Here is a 24,031-nt window from a genome sequence, read left to right as displayed (position 1 = left end):
ACCGCCGTGGTGCCCGAGGCCGACGGCATTTTCTTCCGTCGCCACCCAGGGCAGACACCTGGACAGGCTCGGTCTGACGGCACAGAGCGCGACCAACCGCGCTGTCTCCGGCGCGAGTTTCACCAGCGCCTCGTACAAGCAGTCACTCCACGCAGCCATCGACACCGCCAAGGCGTGAGTCACCTGCGAACCACGTGGGACGCCCGTCCCCATACCGGAATGGGCCATCCGCTCACACGACGCTGGACTGCTTCTGCTTCCGAGCTGCCCCCCTCACCCGTAGGGTCGTGCCCACAGTCCACACTCTCAGCCGCACGAGGAGCACCGTCACCACCACCGCACGCCGCGACACCAGCGGCGAACAATCCACATGATCACGGACACACCCATGCCGACGCATAGCGATCCCTCGTACACCGCAGGGGCCGAGCAGGTCGTCCCGGCCGAACCCCCAACAGAGACCATGCGGCTCCTGCTCGTCGAAGACGACGACCGGATCGCTGGCCCCGTCATGGAGGGGCTGAACCGCTACGGCTTCGCCGTCGACCACGTCAAATCCGGGGCATCCGCTCTGTCGGCCTCCACCGCCGACCTCGTCCTTCTGGACCTCGGCCTGCCCGACATGGACGGCATCGATGTATGCCGGGCCCTGCGTGCCCGTTCCACCGTCCCCATCATCATGATCACCGCACGAAGTGAGGAGACCGACCGCGTCGTCGGCCTGGAAGTCGGAGCGGACGACTACCTCTCCAAGCCCTTCGGCGTACGCGAGTTGGTCGCCAGGATCCGAGCCGTCACGCGCCGCACCCATCCCGAGCGGCACGCCCCGCCGGCGCTTGGCACCGCCACAACCGGGCTCCCCCTTCAGCGCACGCAACTCCCGGAGGAGCGTGGCGTCCAGCGCCTGGGCCCGCTGACCATCAACCGGCGCACCAGAGGCGTCACCATTGATGGCCGCCCTCTCACCCTCACCCCGAAGGAATTCGATCTCCTGGCCCAACTGGCCGGCGATCCTGGCGCCGTGTACTCCCGTCAGCAGATCCTCGACACGGTGTGGGACCCCAACTACTTCGGCCCCACCCGCACTCTCGACGTGCACGTCTCGGCGCTACGTCGCAAGCTGGGCGACCCCGCCTGGATCGCCACTGTCCGCGGCATCGGCTTCCGGCTCACCGTCCCCGGCGACAGCGCTTACGCCTGAACGGCAGCGCACATGGAAGTCATGTGCGCTGCCCAACCCGTCCCTGGCGCGACTTCCTTCGGCTCTGGGCGTCGGACGCCATCGGCGGACCGCACGGCCCGCCTCCCGCCGGGCCTCTACTCCCCGAGCACCATCAACCTGAAGGCCCACGTCCACACCCGCCCAGTCGGCCAGCGCCCTTGATCTGGTCCGATTCGCTCGTCGTTCCAGATGATCTGGTCCCGCGGGTCTGCATCTTCGGTCTCGCCGGCCCTGGTGGCATCTGAGCTGTCCCGGGTGCTGACCGATGGGGGCAGGAGCTGGTCAGAGCCGTGCGGCCGTGCGGATCAGGCCGGCCAGGGCGAGGGAGCGGCTGTGGGCGGGCCAGGCGATGTGGGTCACGACGGGAGGCGCGTCGGTCAAGGGGACGGCCGTGTGCTCGGCCCACAGCCAGGAGCGGGCGGAGTCGGGGACGACCGCCACGGTGCGTCCGAGGGCGATCAACTGGGCCAGTTGCGTCTGGTTGTGGATCTCGGGGCCCGGGCCGGGCGCGTAGGTGCCGTGGGTGGGCCAGCGGGCGAGCGGCAGATCGGGGACGCCCCTGACATCGGCCAGGGACAGGGTCTCGCGGGCGGCGAGGGGGTGCCCGGCAGGCAGGACGGCAACCTGCCCCTCGGTCGTCAGTGCCTCGCTGTCGAACCCGGCGAGGGAGTTCCACGGCGTGTGCATGAGCGCGACATCAGCACGTCCGTCGCGCAGCAGCTCTTCCTGCTCGGAAATGCCGCACGGCAGCACATCGATCTCGGCACTGTCGGGCTCGGCCGCGTAGGCGTCGAGAAGTTTCCGCAGCAGTTCGTGTGACGCGGCGGCCTTCACCGCGAGGACCAGCCGACCGCGGGGGCCGCCAGGGCTGTCGGCACCGCCGGCGCGCCGGGTGCGGCGAGCGGCGGCAGCGGTCGCGTCGAGGGCCGCCCGGCCCTCGTGCAACAGCACCTCTCCGGCACCGGTCAGGCGGACGCCACGGCGGTTGCGCTGCAGCAGGCTGACCCCGAGGCGCCGTTCGAGCTGCTGGATCGCCCGCGACAGCGGCGGCTGGGCCATGCCGAGGCGCTCGGCGGCGCGCCCGAAGTGCAGTTCCTCGGCGACGGCCACGAAGTACCTCAGCTCGCGGGTCTCCAGGGTGTCCACGGCCGCAGCATACGCGGTGATACCTGGCAGGTATGACAGGACACCGTATCGGTGTTGGCCGCGCCACTCGTCCGCGAGCCAACATCATCAGCATGAGCGAAACGATGATCGCGCTGGTGACCGGCGCGAACAAGGGCATCGGGTACGAGATCGCGGCCGGGCTGGGCAGCCTCGGGTACCGCGTGGGCGTGGGAGCCCGCGACGCCACCCGACGCGAAACCGCCGTCGGGAAGCTGCGCGCGGTCGGCGTGGACGCGTTCGGGGTACCGCTGGACGTGACCGACGACCAGAGCGTCACTGATGCCGCGGAACTGATCGAACGGCTGGCCGGGCGCCTGGACGCCCTGGTCAACAATGCCGGCATCTCGGGCGAGATGGGCCCGGGGTGGGTGCAGGACCCGACCGCGCTCGACCTGGAGGTGCTCCGCACGGTCGTGGATACCAACGTCATGGGTGTGGTCCGGGTGACCAACGCGATGCTGCCACTGCTGCGGCGCTCGGCCTCGCCACGCATCGTCAACGTCTCCAGCAGCGTCGGCTCCCTGGCCCGGCAGGCGGACCCGGACACCGAGATACCGATCATGGCGGCCTACGCGCCGTCGAAGTCGTTCCTCAACGCCCTGACCTTGCAGTACGCCCGGCAGTTCGCCGGTACGAACATCCTGATCAACGCCGCCTGCCCGGGCCTGGTCGCGACCGACTTCACAGGCTTCCAAGGGCCCCGCACTCCTGAACAGGGCGCGGCCACAGCGATCCGGCTCGCCACCCTGCCCGACGGCGGCCCGACCGGTTCGTTCTTCGAGGACGACGGCGTCGTCCCCTGGTGATCACGAACCCGCCGTGAATCGACGAGGCTCCGGTAGGTCCACGAAACGGTGGGGAAGGACCAGATCGGCTGAGGCAGCGTCAGGCATCTGCCCGACAGGGTCCAGACCGACTGGGATCTCCGGCGACGCGGCGTCTCAACCGATCCGGTCACCGCAGGCAACGGCCCGGATCCCGGACCAGGTCATCGAAGACGGGACAACCTGATCACGGGACGCCCGCGGTAGTTCGGAGAAGCCAACCAGTACGCAAGGTCAGGATTCGCAGGTGATCAGACGGACGGCCGGAGCTGAGACCACCTGGGTATGGCGGGCGCCGGGGAGTCGGACGTGGACGAAGCCGCCCTCCAGTGCGAACTCGACGTCCGCGGCGCGGCTGGCGGAACGGCCCTCGGCGTCGGTGATGGTGTAACCGGCCACGAGCTCGATCGAGCCCCTGCGCCACTCGCGGATCACGCGGACACCTCCGGGAAGTCGAGGTCCGGCTGGGCAAGGTGGTTGAAGTAGTTGGACAGCGTGTTGAGTGCGATGTGGGCGACGATCTCGGCCAGCTCGGCATCGGTCACCCCGGCTCGGCGGGCTGCGGCCAGCGCCGTGTCCTCCACGCGGCCCCCGGTGCGCATGACCTCGCGGGCGAGCCGCAGCACTGCGTCGGCGTGCGGGTCGGTGTCGTCGGCAGCCTCGCGGGTGCGGATCAGTTCCTCGTCACTCAGGCCCAGCTTCCGGCCCCGCAGCGTGTGGGCGCTGACGCAGTACGTGCAGTGGTTCTCCTGCGCGGCCAGGAGCGCGAGCTGCTCACGGAGGCGTGCGGGCAGAACGCCGCGGCCGAGGTGATCGCGCAGGGCCAGGTACCCGGCGAGTGCCGCCGGGCCGTTGGCCAGCGCCGCATACAGGTTGGGCAGTCGGCCGAGCTGGCGGCGGGTCTGGTCGAGAAGCCCCGAGGGGTCGTCGGCGAGCTGTGGCATGCGTGACACGAGCCCTCCAGATGGTACCGATCGGTTCCGTTTCCTTGCGTCAGGACGGTACTGATCGGTTCCGTAATCGTCAAGATCGGGATAGCCTGGCCCCATGGCCACCCGTGCACGCGAACGCCTCCTCGACGCCGCCGAGGAACTCTTCTACGCCGAGGGCATCCGCGCCGTCGGCGTAGAGCGCATCCTGGCCGAGTCCGGAGTCGGCCGCGCCTCCTTCTACCGGCATTTCGCCAGCAAGGACGACCTGGTCGTGGCCGTCCTGCAACGACGCGACCAGGCCTGGCGCGCCTGGCTGGCCGAACGCGTGGACGCCCTCGGCGGAGAGCCCCTGGATGTCTTCCATGCGCTGGCCGAGCGTTTCGCCGACGCCGACTTCCGCGGCTGCGCCTTCATCAACACCATGGCCGAGACCGCCGACACCGGCAGCGCGGCGTACCGGGTGGCTGCCGAGCACAAGGAGCGCGTCACCGCGTACGTTGCGAGCCTGCTCGCCAAGAGTGGGCACGAGGACGCCGGGGCACTCGCCCGACGGTTCGTTCTGCTGATGGACGGTGCGATCGTCACCGCGCTGCGGGAACGCACGTCGGCTCCCGCAGCGGAGGCACGCGCGGTAGCGGCAGCCATGCTTTGCAACGCAGCGTGATTGCCTGCTGGTCGGTGAGATGCCTGAGAACCAGAGCGCTCACACGAGGACGGCCGTGTTCGACGACCTGCCCCCGACTGGTCATCACCAACGGACCGACCGGTCGGCAGCTGGATCGGGTTCGAGGAGGAGTTCAGATTCGGTACGACGTGACGGTGGCAGCAGTGAAGGCCGTGACCGTCCAGTGACGCAGGGGCTTGTCTATTTCGCCGCAGCCGAGTACCCGCAGCGCCCAGCATTCGCACTGGTCGGATCAGTGGTCCACATGCTGTACCGGCGACGGCCGACAGGCGACGCTTGGCTCCACCGACCGTGCCCTACCAGCCGGGCGACTGGTTGAGATCCGCTACAACCTCGTGGCCCGCATCGTCGAGGCCTAACGCGAAGGACGGCAGGGCGAGTTGGAAGGGCCTGAGGTCGACCTTCCCGGTTCACGGCGCCGGCCACACGTGTGCGAAGGAGCTGCGACCAGCAACGATCACCGAGTTGCGTGATCGGTTGGCCTGTTACACAGGGTCGGGGAACGATGATGGGGGGATGACTTCGAGAAAGCGTGCTCGTTCGTTCAACTCGGCCGCCGTCCAATACGGGGTGAGCCGCCCTTCGTATCCGTCGGCGCTCTTCCACTCTGTTGAGGAGTTCCTGGGCCGTTCTCTGGCGGGGGTCCGCGCCGCCGATGTCGGTGCGGGTACGGGCATTGCGACCGCGCTGCTGTGCGAGCGGGGTGCTGAGGTGATCGCGGTCGAGCCCGGTGAGGGAATGGCCGCCGAGTTTCGCCGGTTCCTCCCTGACGTGCCGATCGTCCGGGGCGACGGCAATGCCCTGCCTCTCGCCGATTCCTCTCACGACCTCATCACTTACGCACAGTCCTGGCAGTGGACGGATACCGGGCGTTCTGTCCCGGAGGCACTGCGTGTGCTGCGCCCGGACGGTGCGCTCGCGATCTGGTGGAACACGACCGCTTTCGACGTGCCGTGGATTCGTGCCCAGCACGAGCGCCTGGCGCACCATTGCGGTGTGCCTCCGCGTTCCGCGGTGCGCCCCGACGACAGGGAGGCCGTCCGGCTCGCGGGCCTGACAGGGCTGCGGGTGGTGCGCCGGCAGATCCGCTGGCAGCGCGTGGTCACCCTCGACACCCATCTGGCCAACATCAGCAGTCGTTCGGCGTTCCTTGTCATGGAGCAGGCCGCCAACCGAGCGTTTCTCGCCGCGGAACGCAGGCGACTGCGCGAGGCCTTCCCCGATGAGGTGCTGGAAGAGACCTACCTGGTTGACCTGCTGCTCGCTGCTCACCCATGACGTGAGCCGCTTCCTCACGGGCTTGATCGGCCGGTCACCGCATCGAGGGCCGCCTCCACTGTTTTCTGCAACTGTTCGGGGTCGTCGTTGGTGACGCGTCGGGACAGCGCCGGTGGCCGCCCACGTCGATCGCGACGCAGTGATGGTGGGCTTTTCCTGCGCCAATGCCAGCCCGGATCACAGCCATGGCGCCCCGATGCGGGGGGATTCCCAACTGGCAGCCGAGTCGTCGTGGGGCGCCGAGCAGCCAATCGTTACCAGCTATCAGCAGCAGCTCAGTCAGAGCCACGCTCGACGCCCCTGGGTGGGTGAACCATGCGAAGAGCTCACCACGGCGCGCAGAACAACGTAGGGATCAGTTGCTGGTGCAGGCACCCCAGGTACTGCGAACCGTAGGACGCCTCCAGCTCCTCCACGCTCTCGGAACGGCGATCGTGCGCCTTCGCGAGCACCGCGCGGAACGGACGTGATACCCAGAGCCCTCATACAGAGGATGAGATCTATGTTGTCACGGCCGGGCGCGCCAAGATCATGACGCCGGACCGGACGACCGAAGTGGGCCCAGGAGCGGTGATCTTCGTGCCGGCGGGTGAGGAGCACCGAATTCGTCGACGTGAGTGAAGACTCGGCGTTGCTCGTGGTGTTGGGTCCGGCGTTCGGGTCGCGCATGCCCGAGTCGTAGACGCCGCAGGGCTCCTGGGTACCGCGGCTGCATGCGCTGCAAGGGCCTGCGGAGCGCTATGCGTCGACCTCTGGGCGGGTGTGCTGGTCCGGCCGTTCGCTTCGTGTGACGACTCGCCCGGGATCGTGGACGATGACGTGTGGGCACTGCTCGAACCGCTGCTGCCTCCCTGGCCGGAGCGGTCGCCGGGCCACGTCGTCATCGGCGTCGGCTTAGCGGTCGCGTCTGTGGTGCACACTCCCCGTCAGGCCGGAACGTCGTGGCCCCAATCGCGGACCGGGTCGTAACTAGGCCTGAGAAGGGGGCCCCGGCCTGGAACACGGCGACGATGACCTAGGTTCGGCGGGCGAGGATGGACCGGGCGAGGGGGAACACTGCATAGGCCGTGACAGACCGCAGCGTCGACTGTTGTCAATCGCCGCGCCGGCGGTGCCCGCCGAGGTTAGAGTCTGCGCTGAACAGCCTTGGGGGGCTTCATGATCATCAGACGCGCGGCCATCGCCGCCTCTGCCATCTGCGCACTCACAACCGCCGGCTGCGGTACCGGCAAGGGCGCCGGACACGGCACCGGTCCCATCGTGCCCAAGGTAGCCGTCGGCCTGCCCCGCACGCTCGTGGGCAGCGACTACAACTCCGTCAGCGTCCTCGAGACCCAGACACGGAACGGCACCATCACCGGCACCCTCGACGAGACCGAGGTGAAATACAGCAGCCCTGATCACCAGCGTGGGGTCGTCACTGGAACCCTGACGGGGTCCCAGGTCACCCTCAATGTGAAGTTCACGCTGGGCAGCACGGTCATCAACGGCACCCTGAACGGTGACACTCTCACCCTCCAGGTGCCGCAGCCGAACGGCCAGATCGAGGACTACGCGCTTCAGCCGGGCAGCGTCGACGACTACAACCAGCGCGTCGCTCAGCTCGAATCCGGAGGCAGCCCCAGCCCGACGGTCCAGCCCTCCAAGTTCTACTGAGTTCCCTCGACCGTGCAAGTCCGGTTCGGCCGAGATACCGGTGGGCGCCGGCGGGTTGGGACAGCGGAGTGCGCGCCTGCGCCCCCACCAGTCGGGGGGTGCTCGCGGTGGGCGAATCCGTGATGTCGGCTGATTTGGTCGTGGCGAGCAATCAGATGCCGCTTACGGAGGGCGAAGTCGACATCAATCAGCGGGTCGCGGCGTACACGAGGCGGGGCTCACGGGAAGCGTCCTGCCTGAAGGGGCGAGAGTCACGGCGTGGGAGCTGGCGACATCCCGCCAGTCGGGCCGTACGACGTACGCGCGCGTCGGGCTTCGACGCGGAGCCGGCGGACCAGTTCGGTCGCGTTGCTGAAGTACATGCGGTGGCCGGCGTCGACGGCAGCCCGGCCGAGTGTGCCTGCGAGCATGGTCTTGCCGCCGCCGGGAGGCCGACGAACAGCACGTCGGAGGCGCCGTCGAGGAACCTCACATCGACAACCGCTCGGAGCGGGCCTGGTCGAGGAGCCGGTTGAGGGGCTCGGCTGCGTCGTTCAGTGGGAGACAGGACAGATGAGCCCGCACTTGCTGGTAACGGTGTGCTTCACTCATCTGCATCGGCGTCGTACTCACTCCTCGTTGTCCCTCCTCCTTCGGCGGAGGAACGGTCCGCAGGCCTTCCGCCACGGCGACACAGTGAGAGAGGCCAGCCTCCGTGAGCGCGGCCTCGGACGGCGGGCGGCGGACCTTCGACTTGCAGGGCCTGTCGGAGAAGGACTCCAGCACCCTGCGTTCCAGCGCCATCACATGCCCGGCATCGCGGACGGTCTGACCTGCCCCCGAGGCACCCGGCGATCACCGCCCGGCTCGGGCGGCCATGCTCGGGAAGTCCTCTTCACGACGGTGGACGACACGCACTCGCCCGCCGGACGGCGAGCGCGGCGCACGGTCCCCGGGATCCTCGCGACGACTGCCTCCTGCCGGATGAGCCCTGCACGGAGGACCGGCTACCGAAGGCGGACGGCCCGCCTTCCCCTCGCGGAAATCGACCCCGTTGGCTCCGCTCGCGTCGCCGGGCCGCGATGCGTGAGGGCCTCGACCGAGTGCGCGAGGCGCGGGGCTCTGGCCGAGTTGGCGCCACCCCTTGCATGGTGTCATGTACGGGTCCAGAATCCGGCTTGCGAACACGCGTGCACCTCGCGCGAACGTCCTTCACCCCCACCACCGGACGCCCCCGGCTTCCTGAAGGGATGTTCAGTGTCACGCTCCACACCAAGCCGGAAACGGCTGATCACCGCATTCACCACGCGTGCGGCCACGGTCAGCCCAGCAACTCGGAGCGGCGGGAAAGCAGCCAAGTCGTCGACAACCGCCATGGGCACGATCGGGACCACCAACACGCCCAGCAGTACCGCCGCTTGGAGCGCGCCGCCCCTCTGATCGGTGTCGGCGTGGCTCGCCGCATGCCGGACCCAGGCACGACGCTCACGCGTCGGGCCGTGACGCAGCCACGCGAAACCCCCGCATCACCACGCGAGTCCGCCGTGTCGCGTTCCTGCCGGTTTTGCCGCCCTTCGCCAGCGGTCGCCGGTACCCACACACATACTGCCAGGAGAGACATGTCCAGACCGGCAAGAGGAAGAGCCTCCCTGCTCATCGGTGCTCTGGCCGCGGCGATGGCGTTCGCCGCCCCGGCCTTCGCCAACCCCGCGAGCTCAGCGGCCGCCTTAGCGGCCCCTCACGCCGCTGCCTCCTCTCTGGCGCAGGTCAGCAGTGACCCGTACTCCGACTCGCAGGCCCAGCACGCCACCGAGGTCGAGCCGGACACCTACAGCTTCGGTGGTACCGTCGTCGCCGCCTTCCAGGTCGGCCGGGTCTCAGGCGGCGGCGCGTCCAACATCGGGTGGTCAACCTCCACCGACAACGGGCAGAGCTGGACGCACGGCTTCCTGCCCAACTCCACCACGAACACCGGCGGCCCGTACGCCGCCGCCAGTGACGCCTCCGTGGCCTACGACGCCAAGGACGGCGTGTGGATGGTGTCATGGCTGGGCATCCGCTCCGGAAACAGCGTCGACGTCGATGTCAGCCGCTCCACGGACGGCGGCCACACCTGGGGCGCCCCGGTCGTCCTCTCCACCGGCACCTTCGACGACAAGAACTGGACGGTCTGCGACAACCACCCGTCCAGCCCGTACTACGGCCGCTGCTATACCGAATACGACGACGCCAACGCCGGCGACGCCGAGCACATGAAGACCTCGACCGACGGAGGCGCGACCTGGGGCGCCCAGCAGAGCCCGGCCGACCGACCCAGCGGGCTCGGTGGTCAGCCCGTCGTGCAGCCCAACGGCACCGTCGTCGTGCCGTTCTCCTCCGGCAGCGAGGACAGCGAACGGGCGTTCATCTCCACGAACGGTGGCAGCAGTTGGGGCACCAGCGTTCAGATCGCCGCGGTCTCGCACCACCCGGTCACCGGTCTTGAGGACGACGCCGCCGACATGTCTCGGCTGGACACCCTGCGCGAAGGGCCCCTGCCGTCCTCGGAGGTCGATGCCGCCGGCCGCGTCTATGTGGTCTGGTCCGACTGCCGCTTCCGTACCAACTGCACGAGCAACGACATCATCATGTCGACGTCGACGAACGGTACTTCGTGGAGTTCGCCGAGCCGCGTACCGATCGACGCCGCCAACAGCTCCGCCGACCACTTCGTGCCTGGCATCGGCGTGGACCCGAGCAGCTCCGGCAACACCGCCCGCATCGGACTGACGTACTACTACTACCCGAACGCCTCCTGCACGGACACGACCTGCCAGCTCGACGCCGGCTACGTCTCCTCCGCCGACGGCGGCGCCACGTGGACGGCACCGACCCAGCTCGCGGGCCCCATGACGCTGGCCTGGCTGCCGAACACCACGCAGGGCCGGATGTTCGGCGACTACATTTCGACGTCCGTCCTGTCCGGCGGCAACGCCATCACCGTGATCCCCATCGCCCACGCCCCCAGCGGCAGCACCTTCGACGTGGCGATGTACGCACCGACCGGCGGCCTGCCGATCGGCGGCCAGACGGGCGGCAACACCGTCACCGTCGCCAACCCCGGCGACCAGACGGGCACGGTCGGCAGCTCGGCAAGCCTGCAGATCATCGCGACCGACTCCTCCGCGTCCGCCAAGCTCACCTACAGCGCGACCGGTCTGCCACCCGGCCTGACCATCGCCTCCGGCACCGGCTTGATCTCCGGCACGCCCACCGCTCCTGGCACCTACCACGTCAGCGCCACCGCAACTGACAACACGGGCGCCTCCGGCTCCACCACCTTCACCTGGACGGTCAACCCGGCCGGCGGCGACACCTGCACCAGCCAGCGGCTCGGCAACCCGGGCTTCGAGTCCGGCAACACGGTGTGGTCCGCCAGCGCCAACGTCATCGGGCAGTACAGCTCACAGGGCGAGCCCCCGCACAGCGGCACGTGGGACGCATGGCTGGACGGCTACGGCAGCTCCCACACCGACACCCTTTCCCAGTCCGTGACGATCCCCTCGGGCTGCAGGGCAACCCTCAGCTTCTACCTGCACATCGACACCGCCGAGACGACCACGTCCACGGCATACGACAAGCTCACCGTCAAGGCGGGCAGCACCACCCTGGCGACCTACTCCAATCTCAACGCCGCCACCGGCTACAGCCAGAAGACCTTCGACCTCTCCTCCCTCGCCGGTCAAACCGTCACCATCACCTTCACCGGCACCGAAGACCAGTCTCTCCAGACCTCATACGTCATCGACGACACCTCCCTCGCACTCGGCTGACCCTCAACCACTTGCGCTGGACGTTCCGGTGCGGCGCCGTCCGTCGGCGCCGCCTGGCGTCCTCACCGACACCCAGGGCATCCCGCTCGGACGTGTCCCTGACGGGCGGCAACCGCGGCAACGTCACCCAACAGCTCCCCTGCCGGACAAGGTCCCCGCCGCTGCCGGCCGCTGCTACGACCACGACAAGGCAGCGCGACGTCCGTCCGATGATCTTCGAACGCGGCCCACCGCACGGACCTGTCGCCGACGACGATCATGGCACTCGTCGCCGGACTGCTCAGTCGCGACCCCGCACAGCGGCCCCGATCTACGCATCAGTTTCACGAGGGCCTCACGCGTGTTCACCTGGACCGGGTGAAAGGCATCATGGTCCAGGCGATCGGGTTGCCCGAGTGGCACTTGTCCCCGCCTTCGCAGCCGAACGAACATCCCCCGAGCAACGTTGGCCGTCGGCCCGCAGTGAGCCGCCTGCCGGTAGGTGCCCGTCACGCGTTGAAGAGGTCTGACGAGGGTGCAGGCGGCATTGGCGGGCCGGCGCCCTCGACGGACGACGACGCCGGGCCTCTACCGGGACCTTGCCCAGCACAGGCAGCAGGTGGGTGACGTTGTTGCGGTTGCCGCCAGTGAGCGACCTCGCGAGCGGGATGCCCCGAGTGATCGATTCGTGAACGGCGGGTCTGCAGCTGGAGGCCCGGCTGGTCGCTGTCCCTCCCACGACCCTGGATACTCATTCCGTCACATGATCGTCTTGCCGTGCGGCGGGTGCCGAGCCGTGCCCATTTCAGGAGAAAGATCCCAGCATGTTCCAGGAAACCCCGATCTTCAACCGGCTTGTCGCAGAGCGCGGAGATGTCCCCGCCCAGGCTCGTGGTGAAGCCGACCGCGTACGTCACGAGCTGGCGCAGGTCTTGCCCTCCGCGCCCTGGCCTGCCGCCCACCTGCCCCGGCAACAGCCGCAGCTGCCCGGCAGGGGCGTCTCTGCCGCTGTCTTGTGAACAGTGCTTGGGCAGAAATGGCCGTCCGCCGGTGTCCGGCCGACGCCCTGGCCCCTTGTCCCCCTTATCCCCTGGCCCCCTGGCCCCCTGGCCCCCTGGCCCCCTGGCCCCCTGGCCCCCTGGCCCGATGCTGCCCTCCCTGCGGGGACGGGCCTGCTCAACTTCCTCTGTCTGGACACCGACTCCGAGACGCGCGATCCCGCCTCCTCCAAGCCAGCGCTGAAGTACGACTGCTTCGGCCGTCGGGCCGGGCAAGTGATCGCAGCCCGTTCCGCATACGCCGTCGAGTCGAACCCACTCGCCCACCGGGTCCGGCGTGTGCCCGCCACAAAGCGCCAAGCGGGCCGGCGGCGGAGCCGCAGGCGGCGACTCCGAGGGCTCGGGTGTCTGTGCAGTGGTGGTGCCCGGCGGGACGCGAGTGGCTGGAGGGCATCGTCATCCATGTCCGGCTGCGCAGGGGGCTGTCGGATGAAAGCCGTTGGGACGGCTCACGCCGCCGCCCGCCCCTCCTACGGCCGTCTTGTCAGTCGATCAGGACGCCTGGGTTGAGGATGCGGTTGGGATCCAGGGCGTCCTTGGCGGCGCGCAGGGCCAGGGCGAAGGGCTCCGGGCGCTGGAGGTCGTAGCTGTGGCGGTGGTCGCGGCCGACGGCGTGGTGGTGGGTGATGGTCGCTCGGTAGCGGTGCAGGACGTCGTTCGCGGCGGCTTTGATGTCGTCCCAGACCTCAACCTCCTCACCGGCTCGGCCGGCGACGGCCACGGTGAAGTAGGGGGCGGCGCCGTCGGGGTAGACGTGGGTCAGGCGACAGTTGATGGTGGCCGGGTGCCCGGTGGCCTTCAGGGCGGCGGCGCCGACCTGGGTGCGGACGGCGTCGATCAGGGCTGGAATCCTGTCCCAGGTGGCGGCGGTCTCGAAGGTCTCGACAACCGCGCCCATGCGGGCCAGACCGTCGCGTAGGTAGGGCATCCGCAGGAACGCCGAACGCCAGGCGCTGACGGCCGTGTCGGCCGGGGCGTCGCGATCCGCCGCCGGTGCCCCGCCGCGGCCGCCGTGCGCGCGGGCCAGCTCCAGGGCGCTCGTGAGGTGCTCGTCGACGCGGGTACTGGCGGATTCGAAGCCCAGGACCAGGACGGCCGAGCCATCGTGCGAGGCGCCGGACAGCAGTGCCTCGCCGGAATCGAGCAGACGGCAGTTGGCCGGGGAGAGGTCGGACTGCGCGATGGCACGCACCGCGCCCAGCGCTTGGTGGAAGTCGGCGAAGGCCACGGACGTCGAGGCCTTGTACCGCGGGCGCTCCTGCAGGCGCATCCACGCCTCGGTGATGACGCCGAGCGCGCCCTCCGAGCCGAGGAACAGGCGGTCCGGAGACGGTCCGGCGCCGGATGCGGGCAGCCGCCAGGACGCCCCGGAGCCTGCGGGTGTGACGACCTGCAGGGACTGCACGAAGTCGTCGATGTGGGTGCGGACGGTGGCGTAGTGGCCGCCGGCCCGGGTGGCAAGCCAGCCGCCGAGGGTGGAGAACTCGAAGCTCTGTGGGAAGTGACGCAGGGTGAGGCCGTGGAGGCGCAACTGCTCTTCCAGCACGGGACCTAGCGCGCCGGCCTGGATACGGGCTGAGCGGCTGACGGCGTCGATCTCCAGGACTCTGTCCATCGAGGTCAGGTCGAGCGACAGCACGGCGCGATGCGCGTCGCCGCGGTACTCCACGCCGCCAACCACCGACGAGCCGCCGCCGAAGGGGATGACGGCCACGCCCTGCCCGCCGGCCCAGTCCAGCAGATCAGCCACCTCCTGGTCATCGGTCGGTCGGGCGACCAGGTCGGGAATCCGGCCGGGCCGACCGCGCAGGGCCCGGATGACGTCGCGGTAGGCCTTGCCCATGGCGTGAGCGGCGCGTGCCTCGGGATGGGCGGTGACCAGGTGCGCCAGCGCGGGCGGTGGTGTCGCGCGGGGGCGGGCGATCAGCAGGTCGGTGACCCGGGGTATCGACAGCGGGCGGGCCAGGGTGCCCGGCAGCAGGGCGCCCATGGCGGTGCATTCGGCGTCGTCGGGGTGGGCGTCGGCGTAACCCCAGCCCCACCAGGAGCGGGTACGGGAGGTTCTGGCGTCGGACGGGGTGGCAGGCATGAGTGTGCTCCCAGCGTGTCCTGTAATTTACCCAACAGGAAATTACCCTACGGTAATATCGGCTTCCATGACAGCACTCTCCTCCAGGGCCGGCACCAAGGGCGTGCCCAGGGCCACACGCGAACGACAGGTCCTGGCCGCGGCCACCGAGGAGTTCGGCCGCCACGGCTACGAGGCCACCACCGTTGCCGCCATCGCCGCCCGCGTGGGCGTCACCAAACCACTGCTGCACCACTACTTCGGCAGCAAGCAAGACCTCTATCTCGCCTGCCTGAACCCGGTTGGCGACCGGCTGCTGGACGCCATCCGCGCCGCGATGACCGCACCCGCTTCCGGCGCGCCGCCCACCCCCCTGCGCGTACTGCACGCTCTGTTCACCACCCTGGACGGACAACGCGAGGCGTGGTTCGTGCTGTACGACGCCACACTGCCGCCCGACAGCGACGCCGCCCGACGCGCGGCGTACTACCGCGACGCCATCGACGGCCTCGCCGCGATCGGTACCGCCGGCCTCCTGCACGAGGCAGGCTCCCGCGACCCCCTTGACGCCGACGCCCTCACATACGCCTGGCGCGGTCTGTGCACCGCCCTGGTCCGCTGGTGGGTCAATCATCCCGACCAGTCACCCGAAGCCATGACACAACGCTGCGCACGGCTCTTCGCGGCCAGCCGTACCATTCTCGCCGCCGACGACGAGAACAGGTGAGCCCGGACGCCCTGCCTTCGTCTGGCTACGCCGGCGGGAGCACTGCTGATGGGAGCGTGCCGTGGTCGAACCAGCCCATCCCCTTGCCTGCCGCGGGGAGTCCGCGCCGCCGCTGCCCGGCGGGGGCTGAGATCGGGTGCGTCCGCGGCGAACAGGTCCAGCAGCTTCTGCCACGCCTCGTGACTCGCCGGCACCCGGAGCCAAATCGGTCCTCCACAGTAGGTGGTGGCGTCCGGGGGCCGGTCATGCGGCGGGGGCTCCTGTCAGGCGGCGCTCTTCTTGCGGCGACGTCTGCTCGCGAGTGAGTCGATGAGCTCCTCTCGGCTCATCTTGGACCGGCCGGCAACATCCTGACCGGTCGCCCGCTGGAACAGTGCCGCCTTGCTCAACTTCTGCAGCTCGCTCTTGCCGCCGGTGCCGGGGCCACGGGAGCGCGCCGATGCCGCCCTGGCCTTCTTCGGCGGGGCCTTGCGCTCCGGCGTCTTCGCCGCCTTCCTGGCCGCAGCGGTGCGGGCGGTCTTGCGCGGCTCGGGCTCGCTCCTCCGCCTGGCCGGTTCCTCGCCGCCGCGGCCGGGCCGGGCGGCCTGCAAGCTGCCCTCGAGAACCTTCATCAGGTCGATGCCGTTGGTCGCCTCCGGCGGCGCCTCAGCCGCCGCGATCTCCTCCGCGCGCACGCCGTCAGGTACTGCTTGTTGCGCAGGACGAACGTGGCGCCACCTGCCTTGTTCGCCTCCTTGAGGGCGGCACGCAGCAGCTCGTAGACCCTGGTGGGGCCAGGGCTCGACCGCGGTCGCCTGCGACCCCACTCATGTGCGCGCCTAGGACCAGAACCTGTTCACCGAGTGGCACTCCCGCTACGGCGGCCGCGCACACGGCACCACCATGCACGTCGAGGCCAACTGCACCGACAGGCATGGCCGGTCGGAGATCGGGTTCGGCATCACGAGGCTGCTGAACTACTACCTGTTGCCGCGCATCAAGCGGATCAACACGGTAAAGCTGTACTGGCCGACAGCCGGCGTGCCGGACCCGTACCCGCGGCTCGCTCTTGCGCTGACCCGCCCGATCCGCTGGAAACTGATTGCCCAGCAGTACGACCGGATGATCAAGTACGCGACCGCGATCCGTAGGCGGACCGCGTCCACCGCGACGATCCCGCGCCGCTTCACCCGTGACGCCTCCCACCCACCTACGCGGCCATGCTGGCGGTCGGCCGTGCACGGAAGGCCATCTTCGTCGCCCGCCGTCCGAGGCGCATCCTCCGGTCGCCGTACGGGGTGGAACAGCGGGTGCACTTGGAATACCCAAGCGATTACTTGGAAAACCCAAGCGACATCGCTACGCTGACTCAGCATGATCACAGGCACGAAAGACGGCTACGAACTCTCCACGGACCTGGACCGCCTTGATGTCGGCCTGGTGCACCACTGGCTGTCGACCGACGCGTTCTGGGCGCTGGGCCGCAGCCGGGAAGCCGTCGAGCGGTCCGTACGCCACTCCCTCAACTTCGCCGTCTACGACGTCGCGGGTTCCCAAGTCGCCTACGCCCGCGTCGTCACCGACTGGGCGACCTTCGCCTGGCTGTGCGACGTCTACGTCGCCCCCGCGCACCGCGGTAAGGGCCTGGGCACCTGGCTGGCCCGCGCCGCCCGCGACCACCTCGCCCCCCTACCACCTCAAGCGCGTCCTGCTCACCACACGCGACGCCCACGAGGTCTACGCGAAGGCAGGCTTCACACCCTTCCCGAACCCTGAACACCTGATGGTCTTGAGCCCGGCGCAATGAACCGACCTGCCCAGCGAAACCGGCCAACCCCGGAGGAAGAGAAAGGTGAGGAGCCCGGCATGCGTGTGGTGGTCCTGTGCGGCGGAGAGAGCTCGGAACGCGAGGTCTCCTTGGCCTCGGGGTGGTCGGTGGCCCGGGCCCTGCTCGAACGTGGGCACGAGGTGGTGCTGATCGACCCGGCCGCCGCGGTGCCGCTCCTGGCCGGTCCGCTGACCGGTGGTGACGCGGTCGGGGGATCCGTGGTGGGGAATGAGCCGCCGCCGTCCTCGAACCGGCGCCAGTTGCGAGAACGCATGCACGCCGCCCTGACCGGCGGCTTCGTCCTGGATCTGCTTCGTGACGCGGCAATGGTGTTCGTGGCGCTGCACGGCGGCTGGGGCGAGGACGGGCATGTGCAGGCGCTGTTGGAGATGGCCGGTGTGCGGTTCACCGGTGCGGGAAGCCCGGCGTGTTCGGCGGCCTGGCACAAGGGGCGGTCCCAGGCCGTGCTGGGCGCGGCAGGAGTGCCGGTGCCCGAGCGGGCGCTGTGGCGGCCCGGAACGTGCGAGGCTCCGCGGGACGTGAAGCGGCTGGTGGCGGCCGGACCCGTGGTGGCCAAGCCGGTCACGGACGGTTCGAGTGTGTCGGTCCACCGGGTCGACTCGCTCTCGCAGCTGACGCGGGTAGCGGCCGAGGTGCACTCCGGTGAGAGCGCGCTGCTGGTGGAGCCCTTCCTTCCGGGACGGGAGTTCACCGTGGCCGTGGTCGGCGACCAGGTGCTTCCCGTGGTGGAGATCGAGCTGACGACACCGGTGTTCGACTACACCGCCAAATACCAGCCGGGCGCGGTTGGCGAAGTGTGTCCAGCTCACATTACCGATGATCTCGCCTCCCACTTGCAGAGCTTGGCCTTGCGCGCGCACAAGGCGCTCGGGTTCGGCAGTGACACGTACTCCCGCACCGACTTCCGCTGTGACGCCAGCGGCGAGCCGATGTGCCTCGAGGTCAACGCCCTTCCTGGCATGACGGCGACGAGCCTGCTGCCACGCGCGGCGACCGGCGCCGGCTGGTCCTACCCCCGCCTGGTTCAGCGCATCGTCGACCTCGCCACTCCAGACGAGCACGTTCGGCCTCCTGTCCGGCAGTAACTGGGCCTTGGGTTCCAGTGGGGGGTTCCGGGTGTCGACAGACGACCGTCTGCCGACGCTCACCCCTGCCAGTAAGTGCCAGGTGGGCCGGGGCGAGAGCCACATAGACCTCACTCGCTGCGTAGACGCTCATCGTCCGGCCCGGACGCACCGATACGTTCCAGCAGGGCTCGGTGGGCGAGAGCCGTTCGTCGATGTCCAGCAGTGGTCGAACGCCATCTCACCCATCAGCGCGACCAGCCGGAGGTCTGTGGCCTCTGAGCTTGCGAGGACGATGCCTGCGCGCCCAGGGTGTTGTACACCAGTTCGCCGTCCGGTCGGCGCCGCAGCACGGCGAGGACGGCCTCGGCGCCCTCCGGGCCGGCGTGACTCTTGAGGACGAGCAGGGCGCTGGCATGGTCAGCTCCCCCAAAGCGATGTCACGTCATAGCGTGCGCGCGCCGCTCATGCGCGCCTTGCCCTGGCGTTCGGCACGCCGACCGCCAGGTTCATCGAGGGCACGGAGAGCCGGTACGCGAGACGGGGTATGAGCACGCCCGTGCCGCAGCCCCACAGGACGGCAGCCGCGATGATCAGCAACGTCTCCACCGGACAGAGCCCATGCTCAGCTGAGTGACAGCTTGGCAACGGCGCTGGCGTGCTTGGACTCAGCTGCGCTCCGACCACTCCTTGAGCGTGTCGGCCAGTGCCGTATGTACACGTCTCCGACCGTCACCCGCTCGACCAGGCGGCGGCCTCCTTGGCGGTGAAACAGGCCTATGTCCTGGGGTGTGGGGATCTGACGAACGACCGAGTCCGGGCCGACGAGGATGCGACTTAGAATCGCACCTCCCAGCGCAAACGCGGCTCTGGGTGGCTGCGGCGAGCGCCGCCAGGCAGCGGCTCTCGGACATGGAGCAATCACATGGGGTACTGGGGTTCTCTCATCGTCGCCCGCCATCGGCACCCGCTGAACGGGGCGGCAACCTTCACTGACGGGGCGCACATGGAGCTTCTTCAGGAGCGCGCCGATGACTGGCGGCTCTGGTCGTTGGAAGGTCAGACCTCACTCGACGAGGAGACTCTCATCGAGCTTGTGGAAGTCACTGGCCGCCCGGTCCTTGCCGGATTCGTCATGGACAGTGACTGCCTTGTGCTGGAAGGCCGAACCAGGGACCAGGCAACCTGGCGCGCATGTCTCGACCGGACAGCCATGTCCGGCTACATGGCGGAGGGCGGCCAATCCGTCGACGATTGGTTCCTGGGGCCGGAGGAGGCTGCGGAGCGCGCTGTGGCCTGGGCACGGGCCGCTGGCCTGACCCCCCTGCCCAAGACGATCGCCGATGTCCTGTCGAAGCGGTCCGACCCGTTCGTGGAGGATCTGTTCCAGGAGTTCCTGAACGGCCTGGGCATCGAGCGCTGAACCGCCGCAGGACCCAGGACGGTCTTGCGTCGGCACCTTCAGTTCAGCAGCGGACGCTCTTGGCCTCGACCCGCCGCCATACCGCTCCGCCGTCATCCAGTCGGCTTCCAGCCGGCCCCGGACGTACCGTCAGACGAGGATGATGTTGGTCTTACGCTGCGCGGCATTCGCTCGGAGGAGGCGGCCGTCCTGTGGACGCCCCACCCGGCGTCCAGGCCCGCGTCGTAGCCGGTCTTGAGACAGGTGGCACCGGCGTCGATGGCCCCCTCCATGAGGGCACCGGCGTTGCCCGGCGGGGACACCACCAGCGACAGTGCGAATCCACGGAAGCCGGTCAGCTTTCGCCGGGCCCACGTCAGCGGGCGGCCGGGCTTCTTGCCCCTCGGCAACAACGGCCGCAGCACCGCCCCTTGCCCGTCCGTCAGATCCCCACGTACCGCGTACCAAGATCATCTTACGACCAACGACCTGGGGAGCGAGTACCGGTGAGACGGTTGGCGGGTCAGGGCCGTGAGACGTTGAGCGGCAGATCCCGGTGGAAGACGGCCATAGCCCGGCCAGGGCCGTTGTAGTCGTCGACGATCTTCGTATCGAAGCCGAGGCTGCGGTGGAAGGCGATCGAGCCGGTGTTCTCGACTGACGTGATCGCCTTCAGCTTCCGCGCACCCTGACGTTCTGCTGCTTCAGCGAACGCCGTGTACAGACGACGCCCGAGACCGGCGCCACGGGCATCATCCCGCGTGGCGATCAGATGCACATACCCGGTGCCGTCTGGGGTGACGAACCCGAAGATGTACCCCCGGATTCCGTCCTCGGCCCGGGCAACCAAGCAGGTGGAACCGAACTCCTGCACCAGGGCCAGAAGGTGCAGCGACCGAAGGTCGCGTTCGCCCCAGTAACGGGAGTGATCAGTCAGGACCTGGTGGAAGTCGGCCACCGAGGCCGGTGCGATGTGTATCCCCATGATGACGATCATGGCAGGCGCCTTGGCCGTTACAGCCGCAGGTCCGCACGGGTTGGGCAAGTGGTGACCCAAGCTGGGCCGCCTTCGCCCCCTACGCCCGCCCACTGTCGGCGGACATCCTGCCGCGTTTCGAGAAGGCCGCCACGCGGCAACGCGACGCGACGTCGGTGACGAGGACGCCGAGCTGCCGTTGCGAGCCGAGGAGACGACGTCGCGAGCCTGCTTCCTGTCTCCGCCGAGCCTGCGCGCCGGTCGGTGTTCGCCGGAGCGGACGTCACCGCAACTGCCCGCCTCGCCTGGCGGGAGCTCTACCCGCGGCCGCGCTTCGAGGACGATGTGTGGTCTCTCGTCGGCTGGGCCGATGCACCGGTCGGGATGAGGGTGGGGGGAGAAGAAGAACTGGCCGTTCGACCGCATCGCCCACCCGCCCTGGCGCGTGGTCGCCAAGGAACTCGCCCTGGCCTGGATCGCGACCCAGGACGAGCGCGTCCTCGCCTTGCCGCGCGCCCGCCGGATTCCGCGGCACCTCCGCACCGTCTGTGCACGGATCTACCACCTCACCTTCTGGCTGAACTGACTGCACGAGCGCCGGATCACCACGCTCGCCGCGGTCACCCAGGACCACTGCGAGGCGTTTCTGCGTGAGTACGGCGTCGTCCGGGACAAGGAGACCGGAGCAGCCCTGCGGAACAAGGCCGGAGGTTCGCTGCGGACGGTGGTGTCGGCCATGCAGGACATCACCGATCACGGCGAGCTGCTGTCCACAGACCGGCACCGGCCCGCCTTCCGGCCCTGGGAAGCGCGCGATCGCCCCGCACCGTCACCGGCGCACCGTCCCGGCCCCAAGTGGTGATCAAGACCGAACCCTTGGACGACAGTGTCCTGCGTCCGCTGCTGACGGCGTACCTTCACCTGGTCCACGTCCTCGGGCCGCACATCGTGGACCTGCGGACCACGCGGCAGGCCGAGCGCGAGGCCCGGCAGAAAGTCGAGTGGTCCCGGAACCTGCGGGACGCCGACCGTCTCGCCCCGCTCGTCGACGCGCACCTGCGAACAGGCCAGCCGCTGGCGCGGCTTGAAGACGCGCAGGTGACCAAGCGCCACCGGTCCGGCGGGGATCCCAAGGATCCATTGCTCGACTTCACCTTTCAGCATCTGCTGCGGCCGACCGGACACCGTGACATCGGCAAGTCTCTCCTTGCCCAGGCCCGGCCGCTGCTGGAAGAGGCGGTCGCCGAGGTCGGCACCGAGTACATGTGGTGTCGCAGCGCGGCCGACGCCCCCCGCGCGGACACCGACGAGATGATTCCGTGGTCTTTGCCCTGTCGCACAGGTCCGCCGATGCCCTGATCCGGGTCGCCGGTCCCGCTTGCAAGGTGGCCACCTCCGCGCTGACCGGGATGCGGTCCAGCGAACTGAAATGGCGCCTGCGACGTCAAGACGCTCGCTCGCGAGGCGGGCATCTCCCGCGCCTCTCTCTACCGAACCTGGGGCCACCTCAACCAGCGGCTCACCGGCGAACTCGCCCGCACCCACACGGAGTTCACCCAGCTCGAGGAGCGACACCAACTTCTCCCGTCCGTCCTGGGCCGCCAAGGGCGATGAACTCCAGCAGCTTCGCCGCGAACTGAGCATCTCCAGCTGCACCGGCCAGGTGTTCGTCCCGGAACCGCAACAGGGGAACAAGGCCGGCAGCGTCGTCCCCCTGCATCGCCACTGACGTCACAGGCGATCGTGCCTGCTATGCTCCACGGCATCAGTTGAGCCTTTCCGGCCGGATAAACCTCCGCCGGAAAGGCTCTTTTTTTGTGCTCAGATCCGGACTGTCCGGGCCGCTCATTGAATGGAGTCCCATGCCAGAGATATCCGTGCGCTTGGCAGATGCCGCCGACCGTCCCCTGGTGGAGCGGCTATGGCTGATGTTCCGCCACGACTTGTCAGAATTCGATGGAGTCCTTCCTGATGCCGACGGGACCTTCTATGCCGATCGGCTCAACGTCGCTCTCACTGACACCGACTGGGCGGCCTACCTCGTGACGATTGACACACGCCCAGCTGGTCTTGCCTTCGTTCGGGGGCTGACCGGTCCGAAGCTCGTGCTGAACAGCTTCTTCGTCGTTCGTGGAGCTCGCAGGGCAGGGATCGGTCTGAGCGCTGTTCAGCAGGTAATAGCCAGGCACCAGGGGCCCTGGGAGATCGCCTTCCAAGACGCCAACGTGGGAGCAGTCCACTTCTGGCGTCGTGTTGCCGGGGAGATCGCCGGTGATGCATGGGCTGAGGAGCGCAGGCCCGTGAGCCATCGGCCAGACCTGCCGCCCGACGTCTGGATCTCGTTCGACCCGAGGTAGGAGGAGTACGGGCTTTGAGGGCCAGCGCGGCGCGCACGCCTGCGGACGTCATCCGCCCATCGCCAGGGCCCTGCCGATCGGGCACGAGGTCGCCCACCGGGGCCGCGCATCCGGTGGCCAGCGGCGTGCGTGGCCCCCAAGATGTCGTAAACCGCGCGCCCTCCCAGGATGCTTCGGTCTGGCTGCGGTCAGCTGGCCGGCGATGCGCCGGGCCTGGTCGGGGTGCAGCTGGGTACTGCGGCCGACGAGCCGTGGCACCCGACCTTGGTCATAGCGGCCCAGAAGGACGCTCTGGGGCCGGCGCAGGCTGCCGGTGACGGCGCTGACGCTGCCCACGGTGGCGCGCCGACGACGGCTCTTGTGCCAGCCTCGGACGCCCGGCAGACACCTTTGCTCCCGACCTTTGATCACGAGCCCTTCCACGCCGGGGCCATCGGTCCAGAAGGTCAGTCAGCCCAGCGGTTCCTCGGCCAACCGTGCGGCCGTCCGGCCGCTGGAGGCGGCGTGGCGTTGCGGCACCTCGAAAGAGAGCTCGCCGACCCACGCGACCAGCTCGCCGTCGAGGACAAGGCAGTCGGGCCATCTCACCGGCGGCCCGGACCAGGTCGGGGAACGGGGCCTGGATCAAGGCACCCCCAAGGGAGTGGATCAGCACAGGGCGCGGAAGACCGGACTGCCGGGTGAGTCGGCGGTGGCAGACAAGGGTGCTGGCGATGCCGACAAAAGCCAGGAAGTGACTGGCCTTGCGTTTTGACGCCGGTGGCGGCGTCGGCATCCGGCGAGCCAGGCCATGGCGCGTTCGATGGTCCAGCGGTGCCGCCCCAGCCGCTGGCTGCCCGGTACCCATGGGATCAGATCCTGGCTGTCGTGCAGGTTCGCGCCCAAGATCCCGATGAACAAGGGCAGACCGGTCGACTCTGCGACCAAGTCACGTTGAGTGCTGAACATGTCACCCATAGAGACGAATCAGCAGGCATATGCCACAGATCGAACATACGGTCTTACTTGCTCAGCGCT

General features: G+C 69.0%; 22 protein-coding genes and 3 pseudogenes. 15 read left to right on the top strand and 10 right to left on the bottom strand.

What is annotated here, in order from left to right; all coding sequences use genetic code 11:
• Positions 1 to 463 precede the first annotated feature (463 nt).
• Positions 464 to 1,201, top strand: a complete 738-nt coding sequence (locus tag ACWC94_RS29930; RefSeq protein ID WP_450800413.1) for a response regulator transcription factor — start codon at positions 464 to 466, stop codon at positions 1,199 to 1,201.
• Positions 1,202 to 1,504: 303 nt separating this feature from the next.
• Here ACWC94_RS29930 and ACWC94_RS29925 read toward each other — a convergent pair whose 3' ends face one another.
• On the bottom strand, positions 1,505 to 2,368 hold the full coding sequence (locus tag ACWC94_RS29925; RefSeq protein ID WP_450800330.1) for a LysR family transcriptional regulator: 864 nt from the start codon (positions 2,366 to 2,368) through the stop codon (positions 1,505 to 1,507).
• Between the two features lie 92 nt (positions 2,369 to 2,460).
• On the opposite strand from ACWC94_RS29925, the gene ACWC94_RS29920 reads away from it, so the two are divergent.
• Positions 2,461 to 3,195, top strand: coding sequence for an SDR family oxidoreductase (locus ACWC94_RS29920; protein WP_450800329.1), 735 nt, complete (start codon positions 2,461 to 2,463; stop codon positions 3,193 to 3,195).
• Between the two features lie 252 nt (positions 3,196 to 3,447).
• Here the strand turns inward: ACWC94_RS29920 and ACWC94_RS29915 are convergent, their stop codons facing one another.
• Complete coding sequence (locus tag ACWC94_RS29915) at positions 3,448 to 3,648, bottom strand: hypothetical protein (protein WP_450800328.1); 201 nt, start codon at positions 3,646 to 3,648, stop codon at positions 3,448 to 3,450.
• A complete protein-coding gene (locus ACWC94_RS29910) occupies positions 3,645 to 4,157 on the bottom strand; it encodes a carboxymuconolactone decarboxylase family protein (protein ID WP_450800412.1) in 513 nt (170 codons plus the stop codon). Before ACWC94_RS29910 ends, ACWC94_RS29915 begins: the two co-directional genes overlap by 4 nt.
• Before the next feature lie 103 nt (positions 4,158 to 4,260).
• Here ACWC94_RS29910 and ACWC94_RS29905 point away from each other — a divergent pair, with 103 nt between their 5' ends.
• From ACWC94_RS29905 to ACWC94_RS29890, 4 genes are all read left to right on the top strand, one after another.
• Positions 4,261 to 4,809 carry a TetR/AcrR family transcriptional regulator gene (locus ACWC94_RS29905; RefSeq protein WP_450800327.1) on the top strand — a complete coding sequence of 183 codons (549 nt, stop codon included), beginning with the start codon at positions 4,261 to 4,263 and terminating at the stop codon, positions 4,807 to 4,809.
• Positions 4,810 to 5,346: 537 nt separating this feature from the next.
• Positions 5,347 to 6,108, top strand: coding sequence for a class I SAM-dependent methyltransferase (locus ACWC94_RS29900; protein ID WP_450800326.1), 762 nt, complete (start codon positions 5,347 to 5,349; stop codon positions 6,106 to 6,108).
• A gap of 531 nt (positions 6,109 to 6,639) precedes the next feature.
• Entirely contained in the window at positions 6,640 to 6,729 is a 90-nt protein-coding gene (locus ACWC94_RS29895) for a hypothetical protein (RefSeq protein ID WP_450800325.1), read from the top strand.
• Positions 6,730 to 7,266: 537 nt separating this feature from the next.
• Entirely contained in the window at positions 7,267 to 7,764 is a 498-nt protein-coding gene (locus tag ACWC94_RS29890; protein ID WP_450800324.1) for a hypothetical protein, read from the top strand.
• A gap of 251 nt (positions 7,765 to 8,015) precedes the next feature.
• Here the strand turns inward: ACWC94_RS29890 and ACWC94_RS29885 are convergent, their stop codons facing one another.
• The gene (locus ACWC94_RS29885) at positions 8,016 to 8,174 is read right to left on the bottom strand and encodes a hypothetical protein (protein ID WP_450800323.1); all 159 of its coding nucleotides are present in this window, start codon (positions 8,172 to 8,174) and stop codon (positions 8,016 to 8,018) included.
• A 1,188-nt stretch (positions 8,175 to 9,362) separates the two neighbouring features.
• Between ACWC94_RS29885 and ACWC94_RS29880 the strand changes: the two genes are divergently transcribed.
• Positions 9,363 to 11,555: a putative Ig domain-containing protein gene (locus tag ACWC94_RS29880; RefSeq protein WP_450800322.1), complete on the top strand. Its 2,193-nt coding sequence runs from the start codon at positions 9,363 to 9,365 to the stop codon at positions 11,553 to 11,555.
• A 535-nt stretch (positions 11,556 to 12,090) separates the two neighbouring features.
• Here the strand turns inward: ACWC94_RS29880 and ACWC94_RS29875 are convergent.
• A pseudogene (locus ACWC94_RS29875) lies at positions 12,091 to 12,207 on the bottom strand (IS5/IS1182 family transposase); the annotation flags it as partial.
• Between the two features lie 869 nt (positions 12,208 to 13,076).
• Positions 13,077 to 14,681 (bottom strand): FAD-binding oxidoreductase, encoded by a 1,605-nt coding sequence (locus ACWC94_RS29870; protein WP_450800321.1) that lies wholly within the window; start codon positions 14,679 to 14,681, stop codon positions 13,077 to 13,079.
• A gap of 67 nt (positions 14,682 to 14,748) precedes the next feature.
• Between ACWC94_RS29870 and ACWC94_RS29865 the strand changes: the two genes are divergently transcribed.
• Complete coding sequence (locus ACWC94_RS29865) at positions 14,749 to 15,387, top strand: TetR/AcrR family transcriptional regulator (protein WP_450800320.1); 639 nt, start codon at positions 14,749 to 14,751, stop codon at positions 15,385 to 15,387.
• A 263-nt stretch (positions 15,388 to 15,650) separates the two neighbouring features.
• On the opposite strand, the gene ACWC94_RS29860 is transcribed toward ACWC94_RS29865, so the two are convergent.
• The gene (locus tag ACWC94_RS29860) at positions 15,651 to 16,061 is read right to left on the bottom strand and encodes a hypothetical protein (RefSeq protein WP_450800318.1); all 411 of its coding nucleotides are present in this window, start codon (positions 16,059 to 16,061) and stop codon (positions 15,651 to 15,653) included.
• A 208-nt stretch (positions 16,062 to 16,269) separates the two neighbouring features.
• Between ACWC94_RS29860 and ACWC94_RS29855 the strand changes: the two genes are divergently transcribed.
• The 3 genes and pseudogenes from ACWC94_RS29855 (at position 16,270) to ACWC94_RS29845 (ending at position 18,300) form a co-directional block, all read left to right on the top strand.
• The gene (locus ACWC94_RS29855; protein ID WP_450800317.1) at positions 16,270 to 16,734 is read left to right on the top strand and encodes a Tn3 family transposase; all 465 of its coding nucleotides are present in this window, start codon (positions 16,270 to 16,272) and stop codon (positions 16,732 to 16,734) included.
• Positions 16,735 to 16,740: 6 nt separating this feature from the next.
• A pseudogene (locus ACWC94_RS29850) lies at positions 16,741 to 17,173 on the top strand (GNAT family N-acetyltransferase).
• 59 nt (positions 17,174 to 17,232) lie between these two features.
• Positions 17,233 to 18,300, top strand: coding sequence for a D-alanine--D-alanine ligase family protein (locus tag ACWC94_RS29845; protein ID WP_450800315.1), 1,068 nt, complete (start codon positions 17,233 to 17,235; stop codon positions 18,298 to 18,300).
• A 444-nt stretch (positions 18,301 to 18,744) separates the two neighbouring features.
• On the opposite strand, the gene ACWC94_RS29840 is transcribed toward ACWC94_RS29845, so the two are convergent.
• The gene (locus ACWC94_RS29840; protein ID WP_450800314.1) at positions 18,745 to 18,888 is read right to left on the bottom strand and encodes a hypothetical protein; all 144 of its coding nucleotides are present in this window, start codon (positions 18,886 to 18,888) and stop codon (positions 18,745 to 18,747) included.
• Positions 18,889 to 19,204: 316 nt separating this feature from the next.
• On the opposite strand from ACWC94_RS29840, the gene ACWC94_RS29835 reads away from it, so the two are divergent.
• Positions 19,205 to 19,702, top strand: coding sequence for a hypothetical protein (locus ACWC94_RS29835; RefSeq protein WP_450800313.1), 498 nt, complete (start codon positions 19,205 to 19,207; stop codon positions 19,700 to 19,702).
• Positions 19,703 to 20,204: 502 nt separating this feature from the next.
• On the opposite strand, the gene ACWC94_RS29830 is transcribed toward ACWC94_RS29835, so the two are convergent.
• A complete protein-coding gene (locus ACWC94_RS29830; RefSeq protein ID WP_450800312.1) occupies positions 20,205 to 20,678 on the bottom strand; it encodes an N-acetyltransferase family protein in 474 nt (157 codons plus the stop codon).
• Positions 20,679 to 21,102: 424 nt separating this feature from the next.
• Here ACWC94_RS29830 and ACWC94_RS29825 point away from each other — a divergent pair, with 424 nt between their 5' ends.
• From ACWC94_RS29825 to ACWC94_RS29815, 3 genes are all read left to right on the top strand, one after another.
• Positions 21,103 to 21,243 carry a hypothetical protein gene (locus tag ACWC94_RS29825; protein ID WP_450800310.1) on the top strand — a complete coding sequence of 47 codons (141 nt, stop codon included), beginning with the start codon at positions 21,103 to 21,105 and terminating at the stop codon, positions 21,241 to 21,243.
• Between the two features lie 290 nt (positions 21,244 to 21,533).
• Positions 21,534 to 22,016: a hypothetical protein gene (locus ACWC94_RS29820; RefSeq protein WP_450800308.1), complete on the top strand. Its 483-nt coding sequence runs from the start codon at positions 21,534 to 21,536 to the stop codon at positions 22,014 to 22,016.
• A gap of 503 nt (positions 22,017 to 22,519) precedes the next feature.
• Positions 22,520 to 23,014 (top strand): GNAT family N-acetyltransferase, encoded by a 495-nt coding sequence (locus tag ACWC94_RS29815; RefSeq protein ID WP_450800306.1) that lies wholly within the window; start codon positions 22,520 to 22,522, stop codon positions 23,012 to 23,014.
• A gap of 679 nt (positions 23,015 to 23,693) precedes the next feature.
• Here ACWC94_RS29815 and ACWC94_RS29810 read toward each other — a convergent pair.
• Positions 23,694 to 23,941, bottom strand: a pseudogene (locus ACWC94_RS29810) (transposase); the annotation flags it as partial.
• Positions 23,942 to 24,031 lie beyond the last annotated feature (90 nt).

The sequence above is a fragment of the Streptomyces sp. NPDC001135 genome, assembly GCF_053598395.1.
Note: the sequence above shows the minus strand (reverse complement) of the source record. Positions and strands in the feature narration are given on the sequence as shown.

Excerpts from the sequence above, each read along its gene's own strand:
- ACWC94_RS29930 (WP_450800413.1), top strand. The coding sequence starts at position 464 with ATGCGGCTCCTGCTCGTCGAAGACGACGACCGGATCGCTGGCCCCGTC.
- ACWC94_RS29920 (WP_450800329.1), top strand. The coding sequence starts at position 2,461 with ATGAGCGAAACGATGATCGCGCTGGTGACCGGCGCGAACAAGGGCATC.
- ACWC94_RS29910 (WP_450800412.1), bottom strand. The coding sequence starts at position 4,157 with ATGCCACAGCTCGCCGACGACCCCTCGGGGCTTCTCGACCAGACCCGC.
- ACWC94_RS29905 (WP_450800327.1), top strand. The coding sequence starts at position 4,261 with ATGGCCACCCGTGCACGCGAACGCCTCCTCGACGCCGCCGAGGAACTC.
- ACWC94_RS29900 (WP_450800326.1), top strand. The coding sequence starts at position 5,347 with ATGACTTCGAGAAAGCGTGCTCGTTCGTTCAACTCGGCCGCCGTCCAA.
- ACWC94_RS29895 (WP_450800325.1), top strand. The coding sequence starts at position 6,640 with ATGACGCCGGACCGGACGACCGAAGTGGGCCCAGGAGCGGTGATCTTC.
- ACWC94_RS29890 (WP_450800324.1), top strand. The coding sequence starts at position 7,267 with ATGATCATCAGACGCGCGGCCATCGCCGCCTCTGCCATCTGCGCACTC.
- ACWC94_RS29885 (WP_450800323.1), bottom strand. The coding sequence starts at position 8,174 with ATGCTCGCAGGCACACTCGGCCGGGCTGCCGTCGACGCCGGCCACCGC.
- ACWC94_RS29880 (WP_450800322.1), top strand. The coding sequence starts at position 9,363 with ATGTCCAGACCGGCAAGAGGAAGAGCCTCCCTGCTCATCGGTGCTCTG.
- ACWC94_RS29870 (WP_450800321.1), bottom strand. The coding sequence starts at position 14,681 with ATGCCTGCCACCCCGTCCGACGCCAGAACCTCCCGTACCCGCTCCTGG.
- ACWC94_RS29865 (WP_450800320.1), top strand. The coding sequence starts at position 14,749 with ATGACAGCACTCTCCTCCAGGGCCGGCACCAAGGGCGTGCCCAGGGCC.
- ACWC94_RS29855 (WP_450800317.1), top strand. The coding sequence starts at position 16,270 with ATGCACGTCGAGGCCAACTGCACCGACAGGCATGGCCGGTCGGAGATC.
- ACWC94_RS29845 (WP_450800315.1), top strand. The coding sequence starts at position 17,233 with ATGCGTGTGGTGGTCCTGTGCGGCGGAGAGAGCTCGGAACGCGAGGTC.
- ACWC94_RS29835 (WP_450800313.1), top strand. The coding sequence starts at position 19,205 with ATGGGGTACTGGGGTTCTCTCATCGTCGCCCGCCATCGGCACCCGCTG.
- ACWC94_RS29830 (WP_450800312.1), bottom strand. The coding sequence starts at position 20,678 with ATGATCGTCATCATGGGGATACACATCGCACCGGCCTCGGTGGCCGAC.
- ACWC94_RS29815 (WP_450800306.1), top strand. The coding sequence starts at position 22,520 with ATGCCAGAGATATCCGTGCGCTTGGCAGATGCCGCCGACCGTCCCCTG.